The sequence below is a fragment of the Vitiosangium sp. GDMCC 1.1324 genome (assembly GCF_003044305.1).
GTDB lineage: Bacteria > Myxococcota > Myxococcia > Myxococcales > Myxococcaceae > Archangium.
On the sequence record NZ_PZOX01000009.1, the window covers coordinates 63,507 to 75,317 of the forward strand.

Consider the following 11,811-nt stretch of genomic DNA (forward strand, 5'->3'; position numbering starts at 1 on the left):
TCAGGATGAGGGGAACACCCCTCACGACGGACGGCCGTACCCCCCTCGCCGCTGGGACCCCTGGGCGCTCCCTCGCGGGCGGCATGATGGCCGCTCGCCGAGGTTGCGTCCCACGGACCGCGGCCCCGCGGCGGGGTCACTAAACCTCCGCGGCATTCTCTACCCGTTGTGGATTGAAATCGTTCTCGGCCGCAGCAGGCGTCGCGGCCGGGTTTTCATTCATTCACGGAGCTCCATCATGTCGACCTACACCGTCGTTCGTGGCGACACCCTGTCGAAGCTCGCGGTGAAGTTCCACACCACTGTCGACGCGCTCGTCAGGCTCAACCACATCAAAGACCCCAACCTCATCCGGGTCGGGCAGAAGCTGATGATTCCCGATGGCGCCGCGCCTCCTGGCCCCCCGCCACCCCGTCGCGCGCCCGCCCCCACCCGTGGCCGCACCTCCGTTCCCTCCGGCGGCACCCCCTCCACCTCCTCCGACGGTACCCCCCTGTTCCGGCAGGGTGATGCCCGCTGGGGTGGCCGCACCCTGGGCCGGCACGACTCCATCTCCGACTCCGGCTGCGCCATGACCGCCACCGCCATGGCCATCAGCAAGATTGGCGGCAGGGTCATCAACCCCGGTGAGCTCGACGCATACCTCGACGCGCACGGCGGCTACTCCGGGGATGCCATCATCTGGAACCAGGCCGCGAGGATGGCCGGCCTCGGTGCGTCCAAGCCCGGTTGGAGCCTCACCACCATCAACAAGCAGCTCGACGCGGGCCGCCCCGTCGTCATCGGCGTGGACTACAAGCCCGGCGGTGGCGGCGGCGCCGGTGGCACCGACCACTGGGTGGCCATCACCCACCACCAGGGCAACACCTACTACGCCAACGACCCCGCCACCGGGCGGGAGATCTCCCTCAAGCTCCAGGGCAACCGGATCGTGGGCGGCCCGAGGAACTACAAGAGCACGGGCGAGCTCGTCGTCTTCTCCGGTGGCAACCCGCGCCCGGGTGCGGTGCCGACCGGCGGCGGCCGCAGCCGGATCGCCAGGGTGGCCGGCCCTCACCCCACGGTGGCCCCCGTATCGCTCGCGGGCGTGACGCTGCCCGCGGGGGACCTGGAGGAGGGCTCGCACGGCCCCGAGGTGGAGCAGCTTCAACGGGCGCTGGTGAAGACGGGCAACCTCTCTCAGGCCGACATGAACACCGGCCCGGGCCTCTTCGGGTCCAAGACCCGGGCGGCCCTCCGGGCGTTCCAGTCCGCGCACGGCGTGCCGAACACCGGCAACTACGGCCCGCTGACCCGCGCCGCCTTCGGGAAGCTCGGCGCGAAGGTGGGGGGCGCGGGGCCCGTCGTGAGCCCGCCCAAGCCCGGCGGTGCCCCGGGGGGCGTGACGCTCGCGCAGCTGCGGAAGATCATGCCCAACCTGTCGCAGGCGAAGGCCCAGAAGTACCTGCCTTATCTCAACGCGGCCATGGCCGAGGCCAGCATCAACACCCCCAAGCGCCGTGCCGCCTTCCTCGCGCAGCTCGCGCACGAGAGCGGTGAGTTCCGCTACATGGAGGAGATCGCCTCGGGTGCTGCCTACGAGGGCCGCAAGGACCTGGGCAACACGCACCCGGGCGATGGCAAGCGCTACAAGGGCCGAGGCCCCATCCAGCTCACCGGCCGGGCCAACTACCGCGCCGCGGGCAAGGCGCTGGGCATCGACCTGGAGAACAACCCCACGCGCGCCGCAGACCCCGACGTGGGCTTCCGCACCGCCGCCTGGTTCTGGACGGGCCACCACCTCAACGCGCTGGCCGACGCGGGCAACTTCCGGGAGATCACCCACCGCATCAACGGGGGCTACAACGGAGAGGCCAGCCGCGAGGCGTACTACCGGCGCGCGCTCGAGGTGCTGGCCTGAGGCTCAGGTTCCCTCGCGCAGCTCCTCGAGGCGGCCCTTGGTGCCGGGCAGGTGGCCCGGCGCCATGCGCGAGTACGTGTACTGCACCGTGTCGTGCTCCAGGGATGAGAAGTGAGATGGGTTGGTCCATCTGCATGGGGACGTCACGCCGCTGCCACGACGAGCTTGCCGAGCTCAAGCTTGATCACCCGGTGCGCGAAGTGGAAGTACCGGTCGTCATGCGTGATGACGATCACGCCCTTGCCGCGGGCGGCCAGCTCCGGGAGGATCTTCTTGTAGAAGACCTCGCGGAACTCGGGATCCTGGTCGGCCGCCCATTCGTCGAACAGGTAGAAGGGCCTGTCCTCCAACAGCGCGACGATCATCGCCAGCCGCTTGCGCTGACCCGTGGAGAGGCTCGTCGTCGAGAAGCGGCCATCCACGAAGCGGAGCTTCGCGTCGAGCTCGAACAGGCGCAGGTACTCCTGCACACCGTTCGCGATCAGGGTGGGGTCCACGCCGCGCAGGTTCTCGAACAGGTGGAAGTCGGTGAAGATCGCCGAGAAGGCATTGCGGTAGGCCTCCCGGTTCTGGTCCGTCACGGGCACCCCGTTCCACAGGAGCCGCCCGGACTCGGGGGCGTAGAGGCCCGTGAGCAGCTTGGCCAGCGTCGTCTTGCCGCTGCCGTTCCCGCCGACCACGAACACCAGCTCTCCGGGCCGAAGTGCCAGGTCGATCGGGCCCACGCGGAACGTGTGGGCCGAGCTCGCGTCTCCGAACGCGTAGGTCACCCCCTCGAAGCGCAGCTCGTGGCGCTCGCCGGAAGGCAGCTCGGGCAACGGTGCGCCGGTGACCTCGTCGGCGGCCGGCTCGGTGAGCGAGACCTCGAGCTGCGCGAGCTTGTCGAGTGCGATGCTCGCCTGGGGCCAGCGCCCGATGCCTTCGATCAGCCCTCGGAAGGGTCCCCACATGTACATCAGCGACATCACGTATCCGCGCGTGGCGTCGGTATCGTGCGTGGTCAGGACGAAGACACCGAACAGCATGATGCCCAGCACGAGCCACGTGAAGAAGTGCACGAAGTTGCCGAGCAGCGCTCCGCTGATCGCCGCCTGCAGGCCCGTGCTGCGGACGTGCTCCACGGCGGGCGCGAAGTCGTTCTCCATGAACTCCCGGCGGCGGCGCTCGTGCAACTTGAGCTCCTTGATGCCATCGAGCACCTGCTGCTGCTCGCGATATAGCTCGTCCTGGGTGTCACGCTCCTGGCGCCACAAGGGGATGAGCCTCCGGGCCGCGAAGAAGTAGATGACCACGAGCAGGGCCATGGAGGGCAGCACCAGCAGCATCCCGCGAGGGGACAGCCACGCCATGTAGCCCAGGCAGCCGAGGACGATCGTCGTACTGACCACCAGGCCGGGGAGCGTCGAGGCCGTGTTGACGATGGCCTGGACGTCCTGCGCGAGCGCCGCGAGCACGGGTCCCTTGCCAATCAGCTCGAGGCTGCGAAAGGGGGCCGCGAGGATGCGCCGTCCGAGCTTGAGTCTCAGGTCGGCGGTGATGGCGCGTGACAGCCGCGCGAGCAGGATCTCCGGGAGGGTATTGCCCACCAGCACGCCCGCGCACAGCGCGAGGTATCCCACGACCATCGTCCTCATCGCGGACTGGTCCGAGCCGAGCGCCTGGCTGATCAGCGCGAGCAGGGCGCTGTTGCACAGGCCCGCGACGATCCCGACGACGGCGATCGCGAGCATCGAGGTGCTCGAGCGGCGCAGCAACAGCGAGAACAGGGAGAGCATGGTCGAAGTCCTATGAGACAGCCCGCAGGCGGTGGGCTTCGGGCAGCAATCCCTCCAGCGCGGTGCACGCGGCTCCCACCGCATCCGTCTGGTGGATCCGCCGTGACAGCGCCTCGCAGGCCTCGCGCACCCGGGTGTCGCCGATGAGCCGGCGCAACACGGGCGTCACCGTGTCGGCGTGGTACTCGGATTTCTGGACGGAGTCCGCGACGCCGAGCTCGCGCAGGCGATCGGCGTTGAGTGGTTGGTCGGAGAAGACGGGCACGATGAGCTGCGGGATCGCGGCCTGGAGGCCACGTGCGGCGGTGCCGATGCCGCCATGGTGCACGACCGCGGCGCAACGCGGCAGCAGTGTCTGCAGCGGCAGGTAGGAGAACGTCGCGATCGACTCGGGCAGCGAGGCTGGCAATTGCTTGCGCGACTCGCTCAGGAAGATGCCCCGGCGTCCGAGTCGCCGGCAGACCTCGACGCTGGCCGCGAAGAAGTCCTCCGCACCGCCACTCCGGTAGGTCCCCGCCAGGAACACCACCGGTGCGTCTCCCGCGGACAGGAACGATTCGAGCTCGGGGGACAGGGGCTCGTCGGCTCCCACCTCGTCGAAGACGAAGCCGGGCAACCGCATTCCGGGCGACCAATGGGGCCGAGCCGGGTAGAGCCAGTCGGGCCACAGTCCGAGCGCGAGCTGCTGCGACTCGTACCACCGGGTCTGGATGTGCTTGACCGGCGCGAGCCCGAGCTCGGCGCGGAACGCGTTGAGGAACGGGGTGTACATCGGATCATGGATCCGGTCGATGATGGGCGAGAACACGCGCTCGAAGATCCACCGGGTCTTCGGATCCCTGGGCCCCAGGTAGGGCAACCAGGGCCAGAGCTTCACGGACTCGGGAGGGGTGATGTAGACCGTCGCCATCGGGATGCCGAGCCGCTCCTGGGCCAGTCGCCCGGCCAGCGTCCACGAGCGGGCCACGATCACCGAGTCACGTGGATCGGCACGCTCCGCCAGCGCGGCGTACGTCGCGCGCAGCTCGGGGTAGTGCCAGCGCTCGAGCCGCTCTTCATGGGAGAAGCTTCCCGGTGCTCCGATCTCCCGATTGGCGTTCTGCTCCTCGTGATAGCGCTCCGCGGGGGCGTACGGCACGAACTCGAAGCCGAGCTTCTCCGCACACGCGCGGTGGAACTCGTTCGAGAGCAGCGTCACCTCGTGACCTCGCCGCTTGAGCTCGCAACCCAGGCCGAGGAACGGATTGATGTCACCCCAGCTTCCGCGTGAAGTCAGGAAAAAACGTCCCATTCTGAACTTTCATGACAACCTGGACTGGGAGTGTCAATCCCATATGGCGCTTTCCGTGGCGGGTCCGTGGACGTGGGGCTTGTGCATGCGCGCTCCGCTGGAGGCGGCGTTGGGCTAGCCTCTCGGGCCGATGACGACGCCTGCCCCCCTGATCGACGCCGACGTCCCGCGCCCCGTGCTGGACGTCATCGCCCGTCTGCGCGAGCTGGGCCATGCCGCCTTCCTCGTGGGCGGCTGTGTCCGCGACACGCTCCGGGGCTACCACCCCAAGGACTTCGACGTCGCCACCAGTGCGCTCCCGGAGGAGGTCCAGCGGGCCTTCCGCAAGGTCATTCCCACGGGCATCCAGCACGGCACCGTGACGGTGCTCATGAGTGGCACCCACGTCGAGGTCACCACCTTCCGCAGCGAGAGCGAGTACCACGACGGCCGCCGCCCGAGCGCCGTGACCTTCGAGCAGGACATCGTCAAGGATCTCTCGCGCCGCGATTTCACCATCAACGCCATGGCGTGGAATCCCCTCAGCCATGAGCTCGTGGATCCCTTCGGTGGGCAGGAGGACCTCAAGGCCCGGCTCGTGCGTTGTGTGGGCTCGGCCGTCGAGCGCTTCTCCGAGGACGGTCTGCGCCCGCTGCGCGCCGTGCGCTTCGCCGCGGTGCTCGATTTCACGCTCGATCCCGGCACCCAGGCCGCCATCCCGGCCACGCTCCCCGTCTTCCGCAAGGTGGCTCACGAGCGCGTCCGCGAGGAGTTCGTCAAGCTGCTCCTCTCCAAGCGCGCCGAGTTCGGGCTCGAGCTGCTCACCGCGACCGGGTTGCTGGACGTGTTCCTGCCCGAGCTCGCCCGCGCGGATGTGGAGGCCGCTCGACTGGCCCGTGCCGCCGCCGCCGCCGAGCCCGTCGATGCGGAGATCCGCTTGGCGGCCCTGTTGGCCGATCTCGTCGATCCCCATCGTGCCGAGGAGATCGGCGTCCGGCTCAAGTTCCCCACCAAGACGATCGAGCGCGTGCGGCTCCTGGTCACACACGCCAGGCTCGAGCAGCATGTCGGGGACTCCGATCCGGCCCTCCGCCGGCTGCTCGCCAAGGTGGGGCTCGGCAATGTCGAGGCGCTCACCTCGGTGGCCAGGGCCCGGATCCAGGCGCGGGAGCCGTCGCGGTTGCCGGAGATGGAGGTCCTCATCGGTCGGCTGCACACCCTGGCTGCCGTGAAGCCTCCGCTCACGAGCAAGGATCTGGCGCTCAACGGTGGCGCCATCATGGCCACCCTCGGGGTTGGTCCCTCGCCCATCGTGGGGGAGGCCACTCGCTTCCTGCTCGAGCAGGTGCTCGATGAGCCGGCGCGTAACGAGCCGGAAACGCTGAAGGAACTGCTTCGCGGCTGGCAGCAGGCCCGCGGAGCCTGAGCGCGTCAGGAGGGGAGGGGGGTAGGCCCTGGGGAACTGTCCGGGGTCGTGGTCCTCTCTCGTCAGTTGTGTCGCACGCGGACTGGCTGGCGTGTAGATAGGGGCATCATGCGAGTCGTCGTTGCCATGAGCGGTGGGGTGGATTCCTCGGCCGCCGCCGCCCTCCTCAAGGAGCAGGGTCACGAGGTCATCGGTATCACCCTCCGGGTCTGGTCCTACGAGGGCAAGGCCCAGTGCGGCAGTTGCTGTAGTCCCGATGACATCGACGATGCCCGCGCCGTCGCCCAGACGCTCGGCATTCCCTTCTACGTCGCCAACGCCGAGGAGATCTTCAAGGACCGGGTCATCAACCCCTTCGTCCAGTCGTACCTCGGCGGCCGCACGCCCATCCCCTGTGTGGCCTGCAACCGCGACGTGAAGTTCAACTTCCTCCTCAAGCGCGCCCGCGCCCTGGGTGCACGGCTCGCCACCGGCCACTACGCCCAGGTCGAGCAGCACGAGGGCCGGTACGTCCTGCGCCGCGCTGTCGACTCCGCCAAGGATCAGAGCTACTTCCTGTTCACCCTCGGGCAGCAGGAGCTCGCCGACGTCCTGTTCCCCGTGGGCGGCATGACGAAGCCCGAGGTCCGCGCCGTCGCCGAGCGTCACGCCCTCCCCACCAGCCACAAGCCGGAGAGCATGGAGATCTGCTTCGTGCCCGATGGGGACTACGCCGGCTTCGTGGAGAAGGTCGCCGGTCCGCAGCCCGCCGGGGAGATCGTCGACACCGAGGGGCATGTGCTCGGCACGCATGCCGGGGTGCACCGCTTCACCGTGGGTCAGCGCCGCGGGCTCAACCTCGGGGGAGGGGAGGCGCGCTACGTCCAGCGCATCGAGCCCGAGTCCCGTCGCGTCGTCGTGGGCCCCGCGGATGAGACCGCTCGTGACTCCTTCGGGCTGCTCCAGCCCCACTGGGTGGATGGACCGCCTTCCTCGGACAAGTCGGTGCTGGTGCGCATCCGCCATCGCCACCCGGGAGCCGCGGGCCGTGTGGAGGTGTCTCAGCATGGGCTCGTGTCCATCCGGCTCGATGCTCCGGCCCGCGCCGTGACGCCGGGCCAGGCCGCGGTGGTCTATGACGGGGATCGCGTGCTCGGTGGCGGGTGGATTGTTTGAGCCTCCCGGCAACAACCAGGGCGTGACGCTGCGCACGCACTGAATTTGACCGGCCTGTAGGCGGGGCGTACCTTCCGACGCACCTCGACGCTACAGGCCGCGACACTCGTGTGGCCGCGCCGGGGCGCCGTACACCTGAGGAACACCACGCCATGCGCGATGCCCACCGGATGAAGGAAAAGTTCGATGTCTCGCTCGACAACCGGCAGATCGTCAGCCTGTTGATCGCGGGGATCATCGTGATGGGGGCCGTGTTCGTGCTCGGGGTGGTGGTGGGCAAGAAGCTCGCTGGCAACGCCCAGGCCGCCGCCGCGCCGGATCTCCTGTCCGCGCTCGACGCCAACGCCCAGGCCCTCCAGCAGGCCCGCGAGGCCGAGCCGCCGCTCACCTTCCAGGACGAGCTCACCAAGAAGACTGGCTCCGAGGCTGCTCCCTCCAAGCCCGGCACCGTCACGGTCGCCATCCCTCCGCCAGCGCCCAAGCCGAAGCCGGCCGAGCCGCCCGCAGCCGCCGCGCCCAAGCCCACCGAGGCGCCCGTTCATGCGGAGGTACCCGGGCAGGAGGGCACCCCGTCGCCCACGGACGACGACTACGCCCCCGCGCCCTCCACGGCCACCGCCGCCGCGAAGCCCGCGGAGTCGAAGCCTTCGGAGCCGAAGCCCGCTGCATCCAAGCCGGAGTCCAAGTCCGTGGAGACGAAGGTGGCCGAGAGCAAGCCCGCTCCCTCTCCGGGCAAGGTGGAGTCCGCTCCGGTGCCTACCCGCACCACGACTCCGCAGGGCGGTGGTCTGAAGGAGGCCATTGCCCGGGCCACCCAGCGCCCCACCGAGGCGGCTCCCGGTGGTGCCTTCACCCTGCAGATCTCCGCCTTCCAGAACCGTCCGGAGGCCGAGCGCTTCGCGGCGAAGCTGCGTGATCGGGGCTACGCGCCGTACATTGTGTCCGCCGAGGTTCCCCACAAGGGGACCTGGTACCGGGTCCGGATGGGGAGCTTCCCCTCCAAGGATGCCGCGGCGCGCTATCTGTCCGACTTCAAGCGCGAGACCCAGATCGAGGCCTTCGTCGCCGCCAACTAGGCCGGAGGCCGGCCCGGCGTGAGACAGTCCGTGCATGGCCGTGCGGCGTCCGGAGTGCTATGGGCGCCGCTGCATGGATCTCCTCGACAACGTCATCCAGCCGTACGCCTGGGGTTCTCGGACCGCGATCGCCGAGCTGCTCGGCCAGCCCTCTCCCTCCACCTCCTGTCAGGCGGAGCTGTGGCTGGGGGCGCACCCGGGTGGCCCCTCGCGTGTGCGCCGGGGCTCGGGGGAGCAGACGCTGCTGGAGACCATCCGCTCGGCGCCGGAACGCGAGCTCGGTGAGGTGGTGGCGCGCCGGTTCGGACAGGACCTGCCCTTCCTGCTCAAGGTGCTCGCGGCGGAGACCCCGCTGTCGCTCCAGACCCACCCGAGTCTCAGCCAGGCCCGCGAGGGCTACGCGCGGGAGAACGCGCTCGGCGTGCCGCTCGGGGCCCCGCACCGCAACTACAAGGACGCGAACCACAAGCCCGAGCTCATCTGCGCGCTGACGCCGTTCGATGCGCTCTGCGGGTTCCGTCGCGCGGACGAGACGCTTGCGCTCTTCGACCTGCTCGGCCTGGGGGCGCTCGAGCCGCTGCTCGCTCCGCTGCGTGCGTCGCCCGATGCCCAGGGGATCGCCCGTCTCTTCGAGGCCCTGATGACGTCCCCCCGCGAGCAGCGCGGGCCGCTGGTGGGCGCGGTGGTCTCGGCCTGCGCGGCGCGCGCCGGACAGGGAGGCCCCTTCGCCGAGGAGCTGCGGTGGGCCGTGCGGCTCGGCGAGCTCTACCCGGGCGATCCCGGGGTCATCGGCGCGCTGCTGCTCAACCTCGTGCGGTTGCAACCGGGTGAGGCCATCTACCTGTCCGCGGGCAACCTCCACGCGTACCTGCACGGGGTGGGCGTGGAGATCATGGCCAACTCGGACAACGTGCTGCGCGGTGGGTGCACACCCAAGCACGTGGATGTGCCGGAGTTGCTCCGCGTGTTGGACTTCCGGTGTGGTCCCATCGGCAAGGTCCAGGCGCAGTCCTCGGATGGGGTGGAGTACGTCTATCCGACGCCGACGGAGGAGTTCCGCCTCTCGCGCCTCGAACTGCGCCCTGGCGTGTCTCCGAGGCCCGCACGCCGGGGGCCGGAGATCCTCCTGTGCACCCGCGGCGCCGCGCGCCTGTCGATCGGCGGCGAGGTGCTCCCGCTGCCCCGAGGCTCGTCGGTGTTCGTGAGCGCGTCGGATGGGGCCTACACGCTCGAGGGCGACGGGGTCGTGTTCCGCGCGACCGCCGGCGTCTGACTCGCGGCGCCCGGCCTCACGGGGCCGGGGTGTTGCGGCTCCACTTGTCGACGTTGCCGTCGCCGTCCAGGTCCTCGCCGATGCGATCCACCTGGTCGTTCTCCCAGTACTCCCAGTAGTCCACGCGGCCGTCACCGTTGGAGTCGCGCTCCTTGCGCGCCAGCTTGCCCCTCTCGTAGTACGCCCACTCGTCCGTGCGGCCGTCCCCGTTCAAGTCCCGCTCCCGCCGGACGTTGATTCCCTTCTCGTAGAAGGAGACCGAGTCCACCTTCCCATCGAAGTCGAGGTCCATCGCCTCGCGCTCGCGCTCCTCGCGGGCGTCGTAGTACGTGGTGAGGTCCACCCGGCCGTCCCAGTTGATGTCCAGCTCCTTGCGGACCATCCGCTCGCGGCTCTGGCCGTCGGCCCCCTTCTCCTCCACCACGTACACCCACACGTCCGGCTTCTTGTCGCCGTTGGTGTCCTTCTCCGTCACCTTCTCGTTGGCGGCGGGTGGGGGGCGGATGGGTTCGGGCTCCACCCGCGCCTGCTCCTGCGCCGGGCCCGTCTCCGACTTCTTCGCCGTTTTGTCCGACGCACACCCACACAGACCCACCAGCGCGAGCCCCACCACCCACTTGCTCATCGAGGGCATCACCACTCCTAGCGCCGTGGCCGAATCCCGTGTGACGGGTATCGAAAACAGCGCTTCAAGGGCCATGTAAGTCCATATATTTTCACATATCGCCATGGCCCGAAAGAAGATCAGCACGACCATCTACATCACGCCGGAGCAGAACGATCTGCTCAAGGCGCTGAACCAGAAGACGAAGGTTCCCGTGGCCGAGTACATCCGGCAGGGGATCGATCTCGTGCTGGAGAAGTACAAGGCGCAGCTGCCGGGACAGGCCACTTTCGACGAGCTGAGCTCCAAGTGACGACAAACCAGAAGAGCATGAAGGGCCAGCGGGTGGTGGTGCTGGGCGGAGCGGGCTTCCTGGGCTCGCACCTGTGTGAGCGGTTGCTGAACGACGGAGCAGCCGGGGTCGTCTCGGTGGACAACTACATCACCGGCACCGAGGAGAACGTGGCCCACCTGCGCGGCCGTCCGGGCTTCGAGGTGGTCCGCCAGGACATCACCGAGGGGCTCTCGGTGGACGGGCCGGTGGACTACGTCTTCAACATGGCCTCGCCGGCCTCGCCCATCGACTACGCGAAGCTGCCGCTGGAGACGATGCGGGTGGGCTCGGTGGGCACGGAGAACGGGCTGCGGCTGGCACAGGCCAAGGGCGCGGTGTTCCTCCAGGCCTCCACGTCGGAGATCTACGGGGATCCGCTGGTGCACCCGCAGCGCGAGGAGTACTGGGGCAACGTGAACTCCATCGGTCCGCGCGCCTGCTACGACGAGGCCAAGCGCTACGCCGAGGCGCTCACCATGGTGTTCCACCGCTCGTACGGGGTGCGCACGCGCATCGTCCGCATCTTCAACACCTACGGGCCGAGGATGCGGCTCAACGACGGGCGCGTGGTGCCGGCCTTCGTGGGCCAGGCCCTGCGCGGCGAGGACTTCACCATCTTCGGTGACGGCACCCAGACGCGCTCCTTCTGCTACGTGAGGGATCTGGTGGACGGCCTGGTGCGGCTGGCGCTGTCGGACGTCACGGAGCCGGTGAACATTGGAAATCCCCGCGAGATGACCATGCTCGAGTTCGCCGAGGCGGTGCGCGCGGCGGCCGGTGGGGGAGGGCGGATCGTCCACAAGCCGTTGCCCAAGGACGATCCCAAGCAGCGCCAACCGGACATTACGCGGGCCCGGAGCCTGCTCGGGTGGGAGCCGCGAGTACCCCTGGAAGAGGGCCTGCGGGAGACAATCGCGTGGTTCCGCGCGGTTGCCGCACGGGGTTCTACCCCCTAACTTCGCGGCACGTTTCTACCTTTCTCTTGTGGCCACCGGAGG

Annotated in this window: 11 protein-coding genes; 7 read left to right on the plus strand and 4 right to left on the minus strand. The window is 69.1% G+C overall.

What is annotated here, in order from left to right; all coding sequences use genetic code 11:
* Window positions 1–238 precede the first annotated feature (238 nt).
* On the plus strand, window positions 239–1,900 hold the full coding sequence (locus DAT35_RS25685; protein ID WP_233261705.1) for a LysM peptidoglycan-binding domain-containing protein: 1,662 nt from the start codon (window positions 239–241) through the stop codon (window positions 1,898–1,900).
* 3 nt (window positions 1,901–1,903) lie between these two features.
* Here DAT35_RS25685 and DAT35_RS59120 read toward each other — a convergent pair whose 3' ends face one another.
* From DAT35_RS59120 to DAT35_RS25700, 3 genes are read right to left on the minus strand one after another with little or no spacing between them, the layout of a single operon-like run.
* A complete protein-coding gene (locus DAT35_RS59120; RefSeq protein WP_158501873.1) occupies window positions 1,904–2,047 on the minus strand; it encodes a hypothetical protein in 144 nt (47 codons plus the stop codon).
* Window positions 2,044–3,675, minus strand: coding sequence for a cyclic peptide export ABC transporter (locus tag DAT35_RS25695; protein ID WP_158501874.1), 1,632 nt, complete (start codon window positions 3,673–3,675; stop codon window positions 2,044–2,046). Before DAT35_RS25695 ends, DAT35_RS59120 begins: the two co-directional genes overlap by 4 nt.
* A gap of 10 nt (window positions 3,676–3,685) precedes the next feature.
* The gene (locus tag DAT35_RS25700; protein WP_108069798.1) at window positions 3,686–4,966 is read right to left on the minus strand and encodes a glycosyltransferase; all 1,281 of its coding nucleotides are present in this window, start codon (window positions 4,964–4,966) and stop codon (window positions 3,686–3,688) included.
* A gap of 130 nt (window positions 4,967–5,096) precedes the next feature.
* Between DAT35_RS25700 and DAT35_RS25705 the strand changes: the two genes are divergently transcribed.
* The 4 genes from DAT35_RS25705 to manA all read left to right on the plus strand — a co-directional run bounded on the left by DAT35_RS25705 (window position 5,097) and on the right by manA (window position 9,875).
* Complete coding sequence (locus DAT35_RS25705) at window positions 5,097–6,371, plus strand: CCA tRNA nucleotidyltransferase (protein ID WP_108069799.1); 1,275 nt, start codon at window positions 5,097–5,099, stop codon at window positions 6,369–6,371.
* Between the two features lie 108 nt (window positions 6,372–6,479).
* Complete coding sequence (mnmA, locus tag DAT35_RS25710; RefSeq protein WP_108069800.1) at window positions 6,480–7,526, plus strand: tRNA 2-thiouridine(34) synthase MnmA; 1,047 nt, start codon at window positions 6,480–6,482, stop codon at window positions 7,524–7,526.
* 152 nt (window positions 7,527–7,678) lie between these two features.
* Complete coding sequence (locus tag DAT35_RS25715; protein ID WP_108069801.1) at window positions 7,679–8,602, plus strand: SPOR domain-containing protein; 924 nt, start codon at window positions 7,679–7,681, stop codon at window positions 8,600–8,602.
* A 73-nt stretch (window positions 8,603–8,675) separates the two neighbouring features.
* Window positions 8,676–9,875 carry a mannose-6-phosphate isomerase, class I gene (manA, locus tag DAT35_RS25720; RefSeq protein ID WP_108070275.1) on the plus strand — a complete coding sequence of 400 codons (1,200 nt, stop codon included), beginning with the start codon at window positions 8,676–8,678 and terminating at the stop codon, window positions 9,873–9,875.
* 16 nt (window positions 9,876–9,891) lie between these two features.
* Here manA and DAT35_RS25725 read toward each other — a convergent pair whose 3' ends face one another.
* Window positions 9,892–10,509 carry a hypothetical protein gene (locus DAT35_RS25725; protein WP_108069802.1) on the minus strand — a complete coding sequence of 206 codons (618 nt, stop codon included), beginning with the start codon at window positions 10,507–10,509 and terminating at the stop codon, window positions 9,892–9,894.
* Between the two features lie 94 nt (window positions 10,510–10,603).
* Between DAT35_RS25725 and DAT35_RS25730 the strand changes: the two genes are divergently transcribed.
* Window positions 10,604–10,792: a ribbon-helix-helix domain-containing protein gene (locus DAT35_RS25730; RefSeq protein WP_108069803.1), complete on the plus strand. Its 189-nt coding sequence runs from the start codon at window positions 10,604–10,606 to the stop codon at window positions 10,790–10,792.
* 17 nt (window positions 10,793–10,809) lie between these two features.
* Window positions 10,810–11,769, plus strand: a complete 960-nt coding sequence (locus DAT35_RS25735) for a UDP-glucuronic acid decarboxylase family protein (protein WP_108070277.1) — start codon at window positions 10,810–10,812, stop codon at window positions 11,767–11,769.
* Window positions 11,770–11,811 lie beyond the last annotated feature (42 nt).

Bases quoted from the DNA above. Each gene is read 5' to 3' on its own strand.
- DAT35_RS25685 (WP_233261705.1), top strand. From the start codon at position 239: ATGTCGACCTACACCGTCGTTCGTGGCGACACCCTGTCGAAGCTCGCG.
- DAT35_RS25730 (WP_108069803.1), top strand. From the start codon at position 10,604: ATGGCCCGAAAGAAGATCAGCACGACCATCTACATCACGCCGGAGCAG.
- DAT35_RS25735 (WP_108070277.1), top strand. From the start codon at position 10,810: ATGAAGGGCCAGCGGGTGGTGGTGCTGGGCGGAGCGGGCTTCCTGGGC.
- mnmA (WP_108069800.1), top strand. From the start codon at position 6,480: ATGCGAGTCGTCGTTGCCATGAGCGGTGGGGTGGATTCCTCGGCCGCC.
- DAT35_RS25715 (WP_108069801.1), top strand. From the start codon at position 7,679: ATGCGCGATGCCCACCGGATGAAGGAAAAGTTCGATGTCTCGCTCGAC.
- manA (WP_108070275.1), top strand. From the start codon at position 8,676: ATGGATCTCCTCGACAACGTCATCCAGCCGTACGCCTGGGGTTCTCGG.
- DAT35_RS25695 (WP_158501874.1), bottom strand. From the start codon at position 3,675: ATGCTCTCCCTGTTCTCGCTGTTGCTGCGCCGCTCGAGCACCTCGATG.
- DAT35_RS25725 (WP_108069802.1), bottom strand. From the start codon at position 10,509: ATGCCCTCGATGAGCAAGTGGGTGGTGGGGCTCGCGCTGGTGGGTCTG.
- DAT35_RS25700 (WP_108069798.1), bottom strand. From the start codon at position 4,966: ATGGGACGTTTTTTCCTGACTTCACGCGGAAGCTGGGGTGACATCAAT.
- DAT35_RS25705 (WP_108069799.1), top strand. From the start codon at position 5,097: ATGACGACGCCTGCCCCCCTGATCGACGCCGACGTCCCGCGCCCCGTG.